At 64.3% G+C, this 16,255-nt stretch carries 13 protein-coding genes; 3 read left to right on the top strand and 10 right to left on the bottom strand.

Annotation, left to right across the window (positions count from 1 at the left end):
* Positions 1–15 precede the first annotated feature (15 nt).
* The 3 genes from GDR53_RS01970 (at position 16) to GDR53_RS01960 (ending at position 3,866) form a co-directional block, all read left to right on the top strand.
* Positions 16–1,560, top strand: a complete 1,545-nt coding sequence (locus tag GDR53_RS01970; protein ID WP_193336445.1) for a LysM peptidoglycan-binding domain-containing protein — start codon at positions 16–18, stop codon at positions 1,558–1,560.
* Between the two features lie 90 nt (positions 1,561–1,650).
* Entirely contained in the window at positions 1,651–1,971 is a 321-nt protein-coding gene (locus tag GDR53_RS01965) for an ArsR/SmtB family transcription factor (protein WP_232846700.1), read from the top strand.
* Positions 1,971–3,866, top strand: coding sequence for an ABCB family ABC transporter ATP-binding protein/permease (locus tag GDR53_RS01960; RefSeq protein ID WP_193336443.1), 1,896 nt, complete (start codon positions 1,971–1,973; stop codon positions 3,864–3,866). Before GDR53_RS01965 ends, GDR53_RS01960 begins: the two co-directional genes overlap by 1 nt.
* A 35-nt stretch (positions 3,867–3,901) precedes the next feature.
* On the opposite strand, the gene GDR53_RS01955 is transcribed toward GDR53_RS01960, so the two are convergent.
* From GDR53_RS01955 to GDR53_RS01910, 10 genes are all read right to left on the bottom strand, one after another.
* Complete coding sequence (locus GDR53_RS01955; RefSeq protein WP_193336442.1) at positions 3,902–4,279, bottom strand: type II toxin-antitoxin system death-on-curing family toxin; 378 nt, start codon at positions 4,277–4,279, stop codon at positions 3,902–3,904.
* Between the two features lie 6 nt (positions 4,280–4,285).
* Positions 4,286–4,525, bottom strand: coding sequence for a type II toxin-antitoxin system Phd/YefM family antitoxin (locus GDR53_RS01950; protein WP_193336441.1), 240 nt, complete (start codon positions 4,523–4,525; stop codon positions 4,286–4,288).
* 128 nt (positions 4,526–4,653) lie between these two features.
* Positions 4,654–7,983 (bottom strand): efflux RND transporter permease subunit, encoded by a 3,330-nt coding sequence (locus GDR53_RS01945; RefSeq protein WP_193336440.1) that lies wholly within the window; start codon positions 7,981–7,983, stop codon positions 4,654–4,656.
* Positions 7,984–7,986: 3 nt separating this feature from the next.
* Entirely contained in the window at positions 7,987–9,204 is a 1,218-nt protein-coding gene (locus GDR53_RS01940; RefSeq protein ID WP_193336439.1) for an efflux RND transporter periplasmic adaptor subunit, read from the bottom strand.
* A gap of 48 nt (positions 9,205–9,252) precedes the next feature.
* Positions 9,253–9,801 carry a PadR family transcriptional regulator gene (locus GDR53_RS01935; RefSeq protein ID WP_193336438.1) on the bottom strand — a complete coding sequence of 183 codons (549 nt, stop codon included), beginning with the start codon at positions 9,799–9,801 and terminating at the stop codon, positions 9,253–9,255.
* 129 nt (positions 9,802–9,930) lie between these two features.
* A complete protein-coding gene (cysQ, locus tag GDR53_RS01930; protein ID WP_193336437.1) occupies positions 9,931–10,743 on the bottom strand; it encodes a 3'(2'),5'-bisphosphate nucleotidase CysQ in 813 nt (270 codons plus the stop codon).
* Positions 10,740–11,618: a carboxylating nicotinate-nucleotide diphosphorylase gene (gene nadC / locus GDR53_RS01925; RefSeq protein WP_193336436.1), complete on the bottom strand. Its 879-nt coding sequence runs from the start codon at positions 11,616–11,618 to the stop codon at positions 10,740–10,742. Before nadC ends, cysQ begins: the two co-directional genes overlap by 4 nt.
* A 68-nt stretch (positions 11,619–11,686) precedes the next feature.
* Complete coding sequence (locus GDR53_RS01920; protein ID WP_193336435.1) at positions 11,687–12,958, bottom strand: AGE family epimerase/isomerase; 1,272 nt, start codon at positions 12,956–12,958, stop codon at positions 11,687–11,689.
* Positions 12,959–13,058: 100 nt separating this feature from the next.
* Entirely contained in the window at positions 13,059–14,006 is a 948-nt protein-coding gene (locus GDR53_RS01915) for a class 1 fructose-bisphosphatase (RefSeq protein WP_193336434.1), read from the bottom strand.
* A gap of 79 nt (positions 14,007–14,085) precedes the next feature.
* A complete protein-coding gene (locus GDR53_RS01910; protein WP_232846699.1) occupies positions 14,086–16,152 on the bottom strand; it encodes an ATP-dependent helicase in 2,067 nt (688 codons plus the stop codon).
* Positions 16,153–16,255 lie beyond the last annotated feature (103 nt).

Here is a 16,255-nt window from a genome sequence, read left to right as displayed (position 1 = left end):
GCCGCAGCCACCATCGTGGTCATCCTGGGCGTGCTGGCGGGGCCGAGCGTGGTCAGCTGTTTCAGCGCCGCCGATGGCATGGGCCAGTGCCTGCAGGGCAAGATGCGTGATGCCGGCCTGCTGCCGGCCAGCGCCACCCCGACCCAGGTCGAAGCGGTGACCACGCCGGCCGAACCCATGGCGCCTGCCGCGCCGGATGCCGAAGTGGCACTGGTCGAGCCTGAGCTCGACATCGTCCCCAATGATGCTGCCGCCGCCGCTGCTCTGGCCGCGCCCGACAGCCTGGTCGCCGCCAGCTTTGGCCTGCTGCGCGCCGAGCCCGATGGCTCGGTGGTGATTGCCGGCAGCGGCACGCCGGGCAGCGAGATCGAAGTGTTTGCCAATGGCATCCTGCTGGGCAAGACCACCGTCGCCTCGAGCGGCGACTGGGTCTTCGTCCCCGACGTCCGCATCGCCCCTGGCGGCGCCGAGATCACCCTGGGTGAAACCGGCAAGCAGGGTCTGGCCCCCGAATCCTTCGTCGTCGCCATCAACGAGGACAAGACCAGCGAACCGCTGGTGGTTGCCAGCACGCCGGGGGCCGCCAGCCAGGTGCTGCAGGGCCTGCCCAGTGCCGCGCCCGCAGCACCGCTGCAGACGGCTGCGGCCACGGCCGCGCCGGCAGCGACACCAACCCCCGTCACCAAGCCAGCGCCAGCCGCGCCGGCCCCCGTGGCGCCAGCGCCAACGGCGGCAAAGCCTGTTGAACCTGCCGTGACCACCGCTGTAGTGGCGCCGACGGCGCCCGCAGCCGCACCAGCACCAGCACCCGCTGTACCGGCCCCAGCCGCGCCGTCCGAGCCTGTGGCGGAGCCAGTCGCTGCCGCCGCAGCCGCAGCACCACAGCCAGCGCCGCAGCCAGCCCCACAGCCGGTCGAGCCCGCCATGGCTGTCGCTGCCGCCGATCCGGCTGCCCCGGCCGCGCCAGCTGCCCCGCTTGCTGCCGATGCCGGCTTGCCGACCATCGATGCGGTCGAGGTCGAGGGTGACCGCTCCTTCTTCGCCGGCAGCGGCGCCGACGGCACCACGATCCGGCTCTATGTCGATGACGTGTTCATCGCCGACGCGGCGGTCGAGGGCGGTCGCTGGCTGATCGAGGTCGGCAAGGTGCTCAACAAGGCCAATCAGCGCGTGCGCGTCGATATGCTGCCAACCGGCAGCAGCGACGTGATCGCCCGCGCGGAAGTCGATTTCTCCATCGACCTGCCGGCGCCCGAGACGCCCGTCGCGGTCGCCGAGGCCGCTGCGCCGCCAGCGGACGCTCCCGCTGCGCCTGCCGTGGCCGAGGCCGAGGTGCCCACCATGGTCGCGGTGTCAGTCGGCAATGTCGATGACCAGCGCTTTGCCGCCGGCAAGGCCATCATCCGTCGTGGTGACAATCTCTGGACCATCGCCCGCCGCGTCTATGGCGAGGGCATCAAGTACACCACCATCTACGAAGCCAATACCGGCCAGATCCGCAATCCCGACCGGATCTATCCCGGACAGGTCTTCAATCTCCCCGAAGGCACAGGCAACTGAGTACAACATGGCCCGCCATGCGGCGGGCCATTGATTATTTCGGCTTATGCTCCCATATATCGCAATATGCCGATAAACTCAGTGCACGCCATGCAAGACGACGATATTGCCACCATCATGCGGGCGCTCGGCCACCCGGTGCGCCTCAACATCCTGCGCATCATTTCCCGGCAGGAGCGCGGCGAGTGTTGTTGCGCCGATGTGACGGAATCGCTGACCCTGGCCCAGTCCACCGTCAGCCAGCACATCAAGGTGCTGCTTGATGCCGGCCTGATCGAGCGCAAGCCCCGTGGCACCCGCAATTGCTATATAGTCCAGCATGATCGTCTGGCTGCCCTGGGCTCGGCCTATTCCGGCATGCTGGCGGGCCTCGCCCCGGCCATCCCCCAATTGGAAGCGGAACCCGCCTGATGTCATCCGACAATGCTGACAAGAAGCCGTCCGTCAACGCGGACGACGCTTCCGTCTTGGCCACTATTGCCAATCTGTGGACCTATATGTGGCCGGACGACCGGCCCGATCTGCGCCTGCGTGTGCTCCTGGCCATCGCCGCGCTGCTGCTGAGCAAGGTCGCCACCACCCTCATTCCCTTTGCCTATAAGGGCATTATCGACAGCCTCGATGGCTCGGCGCCCAATGGCGCCGTTATCCTCGGCCTCGCCGTTCCCATCGTGCTGGTGATCGCCTATGTCGTCGGCAATATCGTCGATGCCGGCTTCCAGCAGCTGCGCGACGTGCTGTTTGCCAGCGTCGGCCAGAACGCCGTGCGCAAGCTGGCGCTGCGCACCTTCCACCACCTGCATCGCCTGTCGCTGCGCTTCCATCTCGCCCGCCGTACCGGCGGCCTCAGCCGCGTCATCGAGCGCGGTACCAAGGGCATCGAGACCATCGTGCGCTTCACGATGCTCAATATCCTGCCCACCATCGTCGAATTCATCATCACCGCGATCATCTTCGTCTGGATGTTCGGCTTCAGTTATCTCGGCGTGCTGGTGGTGACGATCTGGGCCTACCTCTATTTCACGGTCAAGGCCTCCAACTGGCGCATCGCCATTCGCCGCGACATGAACGAGTCCGATACCGACGCCAATGGCAAGGCCATCGACAGCCTGCTCAACTTCGAGACGGTGAAGTATTTCGCCAACGAGAAGATGGAGGCCGATCGTTACGACGCCTCGATGGCTGGCTATGAGCGCTCCGCCATCCGCATCTGGACCTCTTTGGGCTTCCTCAACTTCGGCCAGGCGCTGATCTTCTACGGCGGCTTCCTCGTCATCGCCATCATGGCCATCAATGGCGTGCTGGCCGGCCGGTTGACGCTGGGCGATTTCGTCCTGCTCAACACCTTCCTGATGCAGATCTACCGCCCCCTCAACTTCATCGGCTTCGTCTATCGCGAACTGCGCCAGGGCCTGACGGACATCGAAGAGATGTTCAAGCTGCTCGACCAGAACCCCGAGATCGAAGACAAGCCGACGGCAAAGCCCCTGGTCATTACCGGTCCGGTCATCCGTTTCGACAATGTCACCTTCTCCTACGATCCCGATCGCGCCATCCTCAAGGGCGTGAGCTTTGAGGTTCCGGCCGGCAAGACCGTGGCCATTGTCGGCCCCACCGGCGCCGGCAAGTCCACCATCTCGCGCCTGCTCTATCGCTTCTACGACGTCACCGGCGGTGCCATCACCATCGATGGCCAGGATCTGCGCGACGTCACCCAGGAAAGCCTGCGCTCGGCCATCGGCATGGTTCCCCAGGATACCGTGCTGTTCAACGACACCATCGGCTACAATATCGAATATGGCCGTCCCGGCGCCTCGGCCGAGGAAGTCCGTGCGGCCGCGGCCATGGCCCAGGTCGGCCCCTTCATCGAAACCCTGCCCAAGGCCTATGACACCCCCGTGGGCGAGCGCGGCCTCAAGCTTTCCGGCGGCGAAAAGCAGCGCGTCGCCATTGCCCGGACCATCCTCAAGGCGCCGTCCATCCTCATCCTGGACGAGGCAACCTCGGCCCTCGACACCAAGACCGAGCGCGACATCCAGTCGGCCCTCGACGTGGTCTCGCAGAACCGCACCACCGTGGTCATCGCCCACCGCCTCTCCACCGTGGTCAATGCCGACGAGATTCTGGTGCTGCGCGAAGGCGTGGTCGCCGAGCGCGGCAACCATCTCGACCTGCTGGCCAAGGAAGGCCTCTACGCCCAGATGTGGAACCGCCAGCGCGAAGCCACCGAGGCCGAGGAAAAGCTGCTGCAAACCGCCAACGACCCCGACGGCTTCGTCAAGCGCGGCAAGCCCGCCGCCGAATAGGGCGGGGGGCGACATCAAGTTTCAGCAGCCAGGTGTCAGGTAAGCGGCTCCACATGCGCGTGTAGCCACGCTTCCAGTACGTCCTTACTGAACGTGCCGGCTTCGAGATTGCTGTAAATGAAGTGCTCAAGCTCTTCGTTGCCTGCGGCAATGTCCACCCCATTCATCTGCAGGAACAGTTCGACGCTGGCAAACGCAACGCGCTTGTTGCCATCGATGAATCCATGGTTCATCGCCATGCTCTCCCAGAGCGCCGCCGCTTCCTCGATCAGGTCCGCATAATAGCCGGTCTGCGGGCGAAGCAGTGCGGACTCAACCAGTCCTGCATCACGGACGCCCGGCGCGCCACCAAAGGCCTCCAGCAGTATCGCATGCATGCGCAGTACTTCATCCAGCGTCAGATAGCTGTGCATGAGGCGTTACTTGGCGAGCGCTTCGTACAGCGATTTCCGTCGCTCAATGCTTCGCGCCATCAATGTCTCCACCACGGGCCGAACCTTTGGCGCACCACTTTGGACAACCAGCGCTGCATATTGCTCGGGCGACATCACAACCGCGACGTCGCGCCCGTTCTTCTGGATGCGAACCGGTTCTGCCTGCGCCATTTCGAGCACTTGGCCAAACTTGTTCTTGGCATCTGTCGCGGTGATGTTGGCCACGTGCGGTCTCCTGTCAGCTAAAATAGCTAATCCTTAAAATAGCTATTTCAGCTAATTTGGCAAGTCTAGGTGCTACAACAAAAAAAGGCCCGCATCGCTGCGGGCCTTTCTTGCTTTGGAGGCAAGTTCTATTCGGCGGCTTCGGGGCGGCTGACCACGGTCACGCCCTTTTCTTCCTTTTCCACCAGTCCGGCATCGGGGCTGACGATATAGCGCTTGGCGCCATCGGCATCGGCGGGGATTTCCACGGCCATGCCGTCGAACCCGGCCGGCACCGCCATTGCGGGCTGGCCACCGCGACCGGTCAGGAAGCGCACGAGGCGCATGAACTGCCCGGCCAGCCACTTGATCTGCCCGCCCATCACCGTCGGCGCCACCACCATGACCGGCACCATGACCAGGGTCAGCGCTGTGGAGACGAACAGGCCCGAGACCAGCGCGGCGCTGAGATGGATGAACCACGAGCCGGCAATGCCGCCCACCACGATCTCGCGGCGGATGAAGTCGAACTCGATATTCATCGCCATCGGGATCACGCCCAGGCCCGTCACCATGGCTGTCAGCAGCACCGGGCGTACCCGCTGGCTGATGGTGATCAGCATGGCCTTGACCGGCTCGACATGCTCGTCGCGGTTATAGTGGTTATAGGTGTCGATCAGCACGATGCCGTTCTTCACCACGATACCCGCCAAAGCCACGATACCCAGACCTGTCATGATCGCCGAGAAACTCATCCCGGTGACCAGCATGCCCAGCAGCACACCGGCCAGTGACATGATCACCGTCGAGAGCGTCACCAGCACCTGATAGAAGCTGTTATATTCGAGCAGCAGGATCAGGAAGATCAGGAACATCGCCGCGCCGAAGGCCGAGACGATGAAGGCATTGGTATCGTCCACCTGTTCGGCGGCGCCGCCATAGACGATCTCGACGCTGGCCGGCCATTCCTGCTCGGCCTGCCAGGCCTTGATCTGCTCGATCTTGTCCTGCGAGGCAAAGCCCTCTTCCAGATTGGCCGCCACCGTCATAGCATAGACGCCATTGCGCCGGGCGATGTTGCCGACCTTGGGCACGGCCGTGCGGTCGATGAAGTTGCCAACCGGCACCAGGCCCTGGCTGGTCACGACCCGCAGGGAGTCGAGCGCGTCAAAGGTGCGCTCGCTCTGCGGCAGACGGACCCGGATATCGAGCTCGTCGCCGCCGTCATCGGGGCGGTAGGTACCCAGTTTCACGCCTGAGGTTACCAGCTGGACATAGGGGCTCAGCTCACGCACGCCGATGCCGTACTTGGCTGCAGCCTCGCGGTCGATGGTGATCTCCCAGTCGATGCCGGGGGCAGGGCGCCCGTCTTCGACGTCGATCGTGTTGCCAAGATCGTTTTCGATATAGTCACGCAGCTTGGCCACGGCCGGCGCAATGTCGTCATAGACCGTGCCCTCGACGCGCAGGTTGATGGCCTTGCCGGCTGGCGGACCATTCTCCTGGGCGGCAATCTGCACTTCCAGCCCCGAGATATCAGCCACGCGGGTGCGGATATTCTCGAAGATCTCGGCTGCCTTGACGCGCTCGGCATAGGGCATCAGCTGCAGGTTGAACGAGCCGATGGTGTCGGGTGGCGCACTGCCGCCCGTGCCACCGCCAAAGCTCATGATCACGTCCTGGATGCCTTCGACCTGGAGGATCTCGGTCTGCACCTCGATCAGCATGTCGCGAATTTCCACGGGCGAGTAATTGCCCCTGGTGATGACGTTGACCGTGCCGAATTCAGGTTCGGAAGCCGGGAAGGCCTCGGTGCCCGTCGGGTTCATCATATAGGCAGCAAACATCATGACCACGATGCCGAAACCAACCGCCAGCGTGATGACCGGCTGGTGGATCAGATGCTCCATCGTCCGCACATAGACGCCCGTGACGCCGCGGACCTTCTGGGGGTCGAACTTGTCGGCATACATCACGATGTCGGCGGCTTCCTTTTCCTTCTCGTCGACATGGGTCGAGGCGATGAAGGCGCCGATGATGGGCATGAAGATCAGCGCCGAAACCAGCGACGCGATCATCACCACGATCACCACCGTTGGCAGGTAGCTCATGAACTTGCCGATAATGCCGGGCCAGAACAGCAGCGGCACAAAGGCGCCCAGTGTCGTGAAGGTGGCCGAAACCACCGGCACGAACATCTTGCGCGCCGCCATGATGAAGGCTTCCCGCTTGGGCACGCCCTCCTGCAGCTTGCGCTCGGCATATTCCACGACCACGATCGGGTCGTCCACCAGCACGCCCACCGCCAGCACCAGGCCGAACATGATCATCATGTTGATGGTCATGCCCAGCATCTGGATCACGAGGAACGCGATCATGAACGAGATCGGGATCGACATGCCGATCATGATGGCGGCGCGCCAGCCCAACGTGGCGATACAGGTGATCAGCACCAGCGCCACGGCGGTCAGCACGGCGGCCTCGAGCGAGCGGAACATGCCTTTGGTCGTGTCGGCCTGATCGATCAGGAAGCTGGTCTCGATGGCCTGTGGCCAGTCAGCGGTGAACTGGCTCGTGATCCGGCGGACCTCGTCGGAGACGTCGATGACGTTGGTGCCGAGCTTTTTGGACACGCCCAGCGTAATGGCCGGCTGGCCGTTCACCTGGGCATATTCGGTGGCGTCTTCGAATGTCCTTGTGACTGTGGCCACATCGCCAAAGGTCACGACCGTATCGCCCACCGTCTTGAGCGGCAGGGAATAGACGTCCTGGGCGTTCTGGATCAGACCGGGGACCTTGACGTTGAACGAGCCCTGGCCCGTGTCGAGCGTACCGCCGGGCACCACCATATTGTTCTTGGCCAGGGCGTCGAACAGCTGGCTGGCGGTCAGGTCATAGGCTTCGAGCCGGTTGAGATCGATCGTGACCTCGAGCACTTCATCGCGCGACCCCGACAGGGTGACGCTCTGGACGTCGGGCATTGTCTCGAGCTCGTCCATGAGATCGTTGGCACGACGCACCAGCTCGCGCTCGGGCACTGTGCCATAGACGGCAACCGAAATGACCGGGGTGTCGGTGAACGAGATTTCCGAAACGGTCGGCTCGGTGGCATCGTCCGGCAGTTCGGACGCGACACCGTCCAGTGCCGCCCGTACGTCCGACAGGGCCTTGTCCTTGTCCGCACTGACGTTGAATTCGAGGAAAACCGAGGTATGGCCGGTGGTCGAGGTGGAGGAATAGTTCTCCAGCCCGTCGATTTCCTTGATCCGGTCCTCGATCGGCTTGGCCAGCAATTGCTCGGCATCGCGTGGCGACACGCCGGTCTGGCTGACCGACACGTAGAAATACGGGATGTCGATCGCCGGGAAGCTTTCCTTGGGGAGGGTATTGTAGGCCATGAAGCCTGCCCCGAGCAGCAGCACCATGACCGTCAGCACGACACGCGGCATCCGCAGGATGCGTTCGATGAAATCCAGCATGGCTTAGCTCGCTGTTACATTGGTGGCGTCGACCGCCTGGCCGTCTACGACATACTCCTGGCCGACGGTGATGATGTCGACCGATACTGGCAGTCCGAGAACCCACACACCCTCGCGAGTATCGCTGGCGATCTGCACCGGCATGAAGCTGACCGCGCCGTCGACCACGGCCTGCACGCCCAGCACGCCGTCAGCGTCGAGGGTCAGGCTCGATTGCGGCAGCAGATGCGCCGGGGCGGAGCCCATAGTGACCACGGCGGTTGCAGTGATGCCGTCACGAATGGTGCCATTGGCATTGGGCACTTCGATTTCCACCGGGAACGACCGTGTGGCCGTATCCGCTGTTGACGCGATGAACGTCACCTTGCCGTCGACCGACTGGTCGGTGATCGTGGTGATCTTGGCCGGCAGGCCCAGCTTGGCCAAGCCAATGCGCACTTCCGGCACCTGGCCGATGAACAGCATGGGGTCGAGCTGCACGATGGTGGCGCAGGGCGCACCCTGGGCCAGCATCGCGCCGGCATCGGCCAGCGGCGCCTGCACCACGCCGGACACCTTGGCCTTGATTTCGGTACGGTCGAGCTCGGCCTGGGCATTTTCGAGGGATGCCTCAGCCGAGGTTACGCCGGCCTTGGCCGAGCTCAGCGCGACTTCGACGCTGCGGGCGGTATTGGCGGCCGCCAGGCCCTTGCCGCGCAGTTCGGCATTGGTGTCGAAATCGGCCTGCGCCTGCTGCAGCGACGCCTCTGCCTGCGCCATGCCGGCCTTGGCCTGGGCCACGGCAGCAGCGCGCGTGCCCTGGTCAAGCGTGCACAGCAGGTCGCCCGCCGCCACATTATCACCCTTGGTCACGTGCACCGTGTCGACTACGCCCGAGGTCTCCGCCACGGCGCCAACGGAGGCCTTGGCCTGGGTGCGGCCGCGCAGCGGCACTTCGATGCTGAACGGCTGCGCCACATAGGTGGAGGTCCGAACTGACTGCAGGGCGGCATCGGCCCCATGTTCGCCTTCGGTGCGCTGTGCGATGGTCATGTGCGGATCGAGCTCGGTGCTGGGCTCATGCTGCGCCAGCACGCCGGCATTGGCCAGTTGCGTGGCGATCGGCCCGTGCTCCTCGCCCTCGATAATGGAAATGATGGGCTTTTCGCCCTCGCCGGGGCCGCTGCCACCCATGACCAGGGTACCCGTAGCCAGCCACACGCCTGCAAAAAGCAGGATCACCAAGGCAATACCGTAAGAAAATAATGCACGCATAGAGAAGTCGCCCCTTTACTCAGCCGCGTCTTTAGCCGCTTCGGCTCGCGCTAATGTGATCAGTTCGTGCATATGGGTGCGCATGTGCTGTTCAGCAAGCGCCATAATGGCACGTCCGTAATTGATGACCCAATCGTCTGCTGCATTGCAGCTACGCTTGGCCGTTGCCTCTTCGAGATGCTTGAGTTTGTCGACCCGCTCCTGCAGGAATTCATTGGCCCGCGCCTCTACCAGCTCGCGCGGCAGAATATGGGCGAAGCGGGCAAACAGCAGGAAGGGGCTGCGGAACATGTCATTGCCCAGCGGCTGTGCCAGCTGCTGCGCAAATTCCTCGCGACCCGCCTCGGTGATCGAATAGATTTTCTTGGCCGGCTTGCCGTCCTGCTGCTCGGTGCGGCTGGTGACCAGCTTGTCTTCTTCCAGCTTGGCCAGGGCAGGATAGATCGAGCCAAAGCTCGCCTCGATGAAGTATGAGCACTCGCCTTCGACGCATTGGCGCCGAATTTCATAACCGGTGGATTCGCCCTCATAGAGGACGGAAAGGCACAGTGTTCTGACGTTCATGCACGCGCTCCGAGGGCATATGCCGAGCCGATATATGCCGGTTCATTATATGTCAGCCGTGAATCGTGCAAGTTCTACGGCGCAGCTGTTTGCTCAGATCAGTTAAGACCAGGTTGCATGGCTCGCGCTTCAGCCCAGAATACCGGCCATTTCCCTGGCCGCCCGCTGCGCCAGCGCCAGATTGGCGGCGGCTACGAAATAGGGATTGAGAAAGCCCGGCCGGCCTGTGCCATAGCGCAGGCGTTCCCCGTCCAGCGTCAGCACCGCCCCGCCTGCGGCTTCTAGCACTGCCTGGCCGGCAGCGGTGTCCCAGTCACAGGTCGGGGTAAAGCGGGGGTAAAGCTCGGCATCGCCGCGCGCCAGCAGGCAGAATTTCAGCGACGAGCCCACCGATACATCGCTCCTGATGTCGAGCGCGGCGCAAAGTTGCGCCAGGGCGGCATGACCATGCGAGCGGCTAGCGACGACGCGCAGGGCCGGCCGGTTCGAGACCGTGATGGACTGCGTATTGCGGACGCTGCCCGAGGCCGTGTCGCAGACAGAGGCGCCGCGCGCATCGCCGACAAAGGCCTCGCCGCTGACCGGCGCCAGCACCACCCCCATCACCGGCACTCCATGCTCGACCAGCGCAATATTGACGGTGAACTCGCCATTGCGCTTGATGAATTCCTTGGTGCCGTCGAGCGGATCGACGACGAAATAGCGTGCGCCCAGGTCTGGGATGATCCCCGCCGCCACGCTTTCCTCGGCCAGCACCGGAATGCCGCTGGGCGCAAGGTATTGCAGGATGATCGCCTCGGCCGCCTGGTCGGCTTCGGTCACCGGCGAGCCATCGCCCTTGGCCACGGCATTGATCGGCCGGGCATAGACCGCCAGGATCGCCTGCGCCGCCGCTATGGCCGCCTCCAGCGCCAGCGCGGTTAGCGCCTGCACTTGGGTCATGCTGGCTGCTCGAACTCGACATCGAGCCCCAGATCGAGCGGCTGGGCCGCCATGGTGATCTGGCTGGTCGAGATATAATCCACGCCGGTTTCCCCGATCGAGCGCACCCGCTCCAGCCGCACCCCGCCCGAGGCCTCGAGCCTGGCCCGCCCGGCATTGATCGCCACCGCCTGGCGCAGCAGGTCATTGTCCATATTGTCGAGCAGGATGACACGGGCGCCGGCCGCTAGCGCCTCTTCCAGCTCGGCCAGGTTCTGTACCTCGATCTCGATCGCCACCAGGTGCCCGGCAAAGGCTGCGGCTGCAGAATAGGCAGCCGCCACGCTCCCCGCCACGGCGATATGGTTGTCCTTGATCAGGATGGCATCATCGAGCGCATAGCGGTGATTGGCGCCGCCGCCGCAGCGCACCGCATACTTCTCGAAGGCCCGCAGGCCCGGCGTCGTCTTGCGTGTATCGCAGATCTGCGCGCCCGTTCCGGCCACGGCATCCACATAGGTCCGCGTCAGCGTCGCGATGCCGCTGAGGTGGTTGAGGAAGTTCAGCGCCACCCGTTCGGCCGACATCACCAGCCGGGCAGGGCCCGTCACCGTCGCCACCACGCCACCGACGCCAATGCTGTCGCCATCGGCCACCAGCGGCGTGAACACCACCCCGTCGCCCACCAGCCGGAACGCCGCCGCCGCCAGGTCCAGCCCGGCAATCACGCCGCCTTCGCGCGCCGATAGACTCGCAGTCGCCTGCGCTGTCGGGGTCAGTGTCGCCTGGCTGGTGAGATCCCCCGCCAGGCCCAGATCTTCCTCCAGCGCGGCGGCAACGGCGCGCTCCACCAGATGGCGCGGCAATTGGGCAGGCAGGCGGTCAGGACGCGACATGGCAGGGCCTCTCAGCTGTGCCGTTGATGTACGCGCCGCGCCTGACCGTGGCAACCGACTGCTGCTGCCTAGTGGTGCTGCTTGACCGTGTGGTCGGCCGCGATGATCGCCGCGGTCAGGCTCCCCGTCGCCGGATAGAGCGGGATCAGGCAGGCCTGCAGCGCGTGATAGATGTCCGGCTTGCCGACAAACAGCCGCGAGGTCGGAGTCAGATCCTCGGTCAGCTCGCTCATCCAGCCGCCGCGCGCATGGTCGATGACGTGGTTCTCTGCATAGTCCCAGAGCTTGCGGTACCAGATCTGGAAATAGTCGTCCCGGTCATAGGCGCTCAGGAACGCCGCAGCGCCGATCGCTTCGCTCACCGGCCACCACAGCTTCTCGCGCATGATCGGCTTGTTGTCCCAGTCCAGCGTATAGAAAAAGCCGCCATGCTGGTGATCCCAGCCCAGCTCGATCGACTGGCGGAACAGGTTCCGCGCCGCATCGGTCAGCCAGCTCAGCCGTTTGTCGCCCAGGATCCACAGCTGCATCAGCAGCCGCGACCATTCCAGCCAGTGCCCGGGCGTCGTGCCCGAGGGCCGGAACATCTCATTGCCCTCATAATGCTTGTCGAGCGCCCAGTTGGCGTCGAAATGCTCGGCCACCCGGTGCCCGAGCTGGACCGCATGCTTGGCAATGATCAGCTCGGCAATCCGCTCGGCCTTGCTCAGATAGGCGCGGTCACCGGTCGCCTCGAAGGCGGCCATCAGCGCTTCGGTCATGTGCATATTGGCGTTCTGCCCGCGATAGGGCAAAAGCGTCGCCCAGTCCTGGCTATATTCGTCGCGCATTGCGCCGACGTTCTCGTCCCAGAACCGCGCATTGATCACTGCCGTGACGTCGGCAATCATCTGGTCCGCCAGGGGATGCCCCACCAGCTTGGCGCTCGACGCGGCCAGCAGCACGAAGGCATGGCCATAGGCCTGCTTGGAGCCATCGGTGACGCCATTGTCGTCGACGCCCCAGACATAGCCGCCATGCTTGGCATCGCGATGCTTGTCCCAGATATAGGCCATGCCATGGTCGAGCAGTTCGCCCGAGCCGGGGCGGCCGATCAGGCTGCCAATGGCGGCGCAGTGCACCATGCGCGTGGTGACATGGATCTGCCGCACCGCATTGTCTTCATTGAGCGGCATGCCGTCATCGTCGAGCTCGAAGAACCCGCCCTTGGGGTTGAGCGAGGGCCCCTCGAAGAAGTCGAACAGGTTATTGGCCTGCCGCATCAGATATTGCCGGTGAAACGGCCGGCTCGACCAGGGGCTGGAATTGGTCTTGGGCAGGGTATGGCTCGCGTCGGTCATCATGGCTCCCGGCCGGCGCACAGGGGCCGGCACCTCAACTGGACCGAGCTATAGCGTCCCAACAAGAACGTTGCAATTTGCCTGTCGTTGGAAAACCGCCTCAGCCCTTCGCGTACCAGGCCTCGACCCGTTTTACCTCGTCCGCCGAGCCCAGCACGACCGGCACCCGCTGGTGGATATCGCTGGGCACCACATCGAGCACGCTCTGCTGCCCGGTGGTCGATGCGCCGCCCGCCGCCTGCACCAGCAGCGCCATCGGATTGCCCTCATAGAGCAGGCGCAGCCTTCCGCCCTTGGCCGCGTTCTCGCTGTCGAGCGGATACATGAATATCCCGCCCCGCATCAAAATCCGGTGCACATCGGCCACCATCGAGCCGACCCAGCGCATATTGTAGCGCTTGCCGGCCGGCCCGGTTTCCCCGGCCACATTCTCGGCGACATAGCCCTTGGTTGCCCTGTCCCACAGCCGCTCCCGCGCCGTGTTAATGGCATATTCGGCCGAGGCGGCCGGCACGCCGAGCTGCGCCGTCGTCAGCACGAACACGCCGGTCTCATCCAGCGTGAACGCCGCCGCTACCGGCCCAAAGGTAATGACAAAGCTCGTTGCCGGCCCATAGGCCGCGTATCCCGCGCCCAGCTGCGCCGATCCGGGCTGCAGCAGCCCCTTGCGCGCATCGAGAATGGAAAAGATCGTCCCCACCGTGACATTGACGTCCAGGTTCGACGAGCCATCGAGCGGATCGGTCGCCACCAGATAGGCGCCCTGATTCTGCAGATGAACCGGCTCGTCCAGTTCCTCGGAGATCAGAATCGAGATGTGCGGGTTCTGCCCTATGTGATTCAAAACAATGTGGTTTGAGATCACGTCGAGGGCCTTCTGGTCCTCGCCCTGCACATTGGTCTGCCCGGCCAGCCCGGTCTGCCCGGTAATCGCCGCCTGCCGCAGCACGCCGGCAATCTCGACGCTCGCCGCCGCCATCGTGGTCATCACCGAGGCCAGGCCTTGATCAACATTCTGGGCAGCAAGCCAGTCGGAAAGGGTGGTCATGAGCGGCTCTTTGTATGGAAGAAGGACGCCCTCACTCTCCCCATCCCGGGCCGCTACACAATCCGACTTTGGCATGGGGTCACTTCCACATGCCCCGCATCTGCGCCGAAATATCCATCCGCACCGGCGCCGGCGACAGGCCCTCGATATGCGCCGGGCTCACCGGCGGCCACAATATATCCTCGAACAGCCCCACCATGGCGCGCGGAATGAACCGGCTGCGCTGCGCATAAAGGTGCCGGTCGCCATGCTTGGCCTGCTGCGTCACGAAAAACCGCTGCGGCACGATCAGGTTGAGTTCGTCGCGCGCCCGCGTCATCGCCACATAAAGCAGCCGCCGCTCCTCCTCCAGTTCATGCGTCGAGCCGGTGCCCAGGTCCGACGGCATGCAGCCATCCACCACATTGAGCACATGCACCGCCTTCCATTCCTGCCCCTTGGCCGAATGGATGGTCGAGAGGATGAGATAATCCTCGTCCAGCAGCGGCACGCCCGCCTGATCGCTGGTGGCGTCCGGCGGATCCAGCGTCAGCTCGGTCAGGAAGCGCTCGCGGCTCGGATAGCCCCCGGCGATCTGCTCGAGCTGGATAATGTCCTGCACCCGCACCATGGCGTCGTCATAGGCCTGCTCCAGCAGCGGCTCATACCAGAGCCGCGCATAGCCCAGTTCCACCGGCCAGCCGGCATCGCGCCGCGCCAGCCGCCTCATCAATTCAACCAGTCCAGCCCAGCTTTCGCCGGCCCGCGGCGGCACCGGGATTTCCCCCAGCGCCCAGATCGGGTCCGGCCCGCTGGCCATGGCGTCCAGCACCCGTCCGGCCGTGCCCGGTCCGACACCTGGCAGCAATTGCAGCACGCGAAAGCCCGCCACCCGGTCGCGCGGATTTTCCGCCCAGCGCAGCACCGCCAGCAGGTCCTTGATATGGGCCGCGTCGAGGAATTTGAGCCCGCCGAATTTGACGAAAGGGATATTGCGCCGCGTCAGCTCGATTTCGAGCGGCCCGGCATGGCTCGATGTGCGGAACAGCACCGCCTGGCTCTTGAGCGTCATGCCGGCCTCGCGGGCCTCGAGCACCTTGTGCACCACATAGCGCGCCTGGTCTGCCTCGTCGCGCACCGTCACCAGCAGCGGCTTGGCGTCCGACTGCCGCTCGGTCCACAGGTTTTTGGTAAAGCGCTCGCTGGCCAGCTCGATCACCGCATTGGCCGCGCTCAAGATCGGCTGCGTCGATCGGTAATTGCGGTCCAGCGTCACGATGGCGGCCGGCGGCGTGAAGGCATCGGGAAAGTCGAGGATATTGCGCACCGTCGCGGCCCGAAACGAATAGATCGATTGCGCATCGTCGCCTACCACCGTCAGCCCATGCCCCTGCGGCCGCAGCGCCAGCAGCACCGAGGATTGCAGCTTGTTGGTGTCCTGATATTCATCGACCAGGACATGGTCGAAGCGCGCCGCCACCTCGGCCGCCATGGCCGGCTCGGCCATCATCCCGGCCCAGTAGAGCAGCAGGTCGTCGTAATCGAGCACGTTCTGGCTCTGCTTGGCCGCAACATAGCCACTGAACAGTTCGCGCAACTCCGCACCCCACATGGCGCACCAAGGAAAGCTGGCCTTGAGCACCGCGTCCAGCTCGTCCTGCGCATTGACCACTCGCGAATAGATGGAAAGGCACGTGCCCTTGGTGGGAAAGCGGCTCTTGGCCTCGGAGAGTTTGAGCTCATGCCGCACCAGGTTCATCAGGTCGGCCGAATCCTCGCGGTCATGGATGGTAAAGGCCGGGTCCAACCCGATCTGGCTGGAATGCTCGCGCAGCAGCCGCGCGCCGATGCCATGAAAGGTCCCGGCCCAGCTCAGCGCGTCAGTCACCGTCCCGGCGCTGGTGCCCAGCACCTGGCCCGCAATGCGCTCCACCCGCCGGCTCATCTCGATGGCCGCCCGCCGCGAAAACGTCATCAGCAGGATGCGTCTGGGGTCGGCGCCCTGCACGATCAGATGCGCCACCCGATGCGCCAGCGTATTTGTCTTGCCCGATCCGGCGCCGGCAATCACCAGCAGCGGACCGGGCGCCGCCTCGCCCGTGCCATGCTCGACGGCGCGGCGCTGCTCCGGGTTGAGCACGTCAAGATAATGGGGGCTGGCAAGCACGAATCGGCACCTTTGGGTTGCCGGTCCAAAAGAGTCTATTCTGCTTTTGTTCGCAAGCCGTGAAGGGCCAGGCCGGCCCCGCCCCGGCATGATGGGGCAGGGC

The organism is Devosia beringensis (assembly GCF_014926585.1).
GTDB classification, from domain to species: domain Bacteria; phylum Pseudomonadota; class Alphaproteobacteria; order Rhizobiales; family Devosiaceae; genus Devosia; species Devosia beringensis.
Note: the sequence above shows the minus strand (reverse complement) of the source record. Positions and strands in the feature narration are given on the sequence as shown.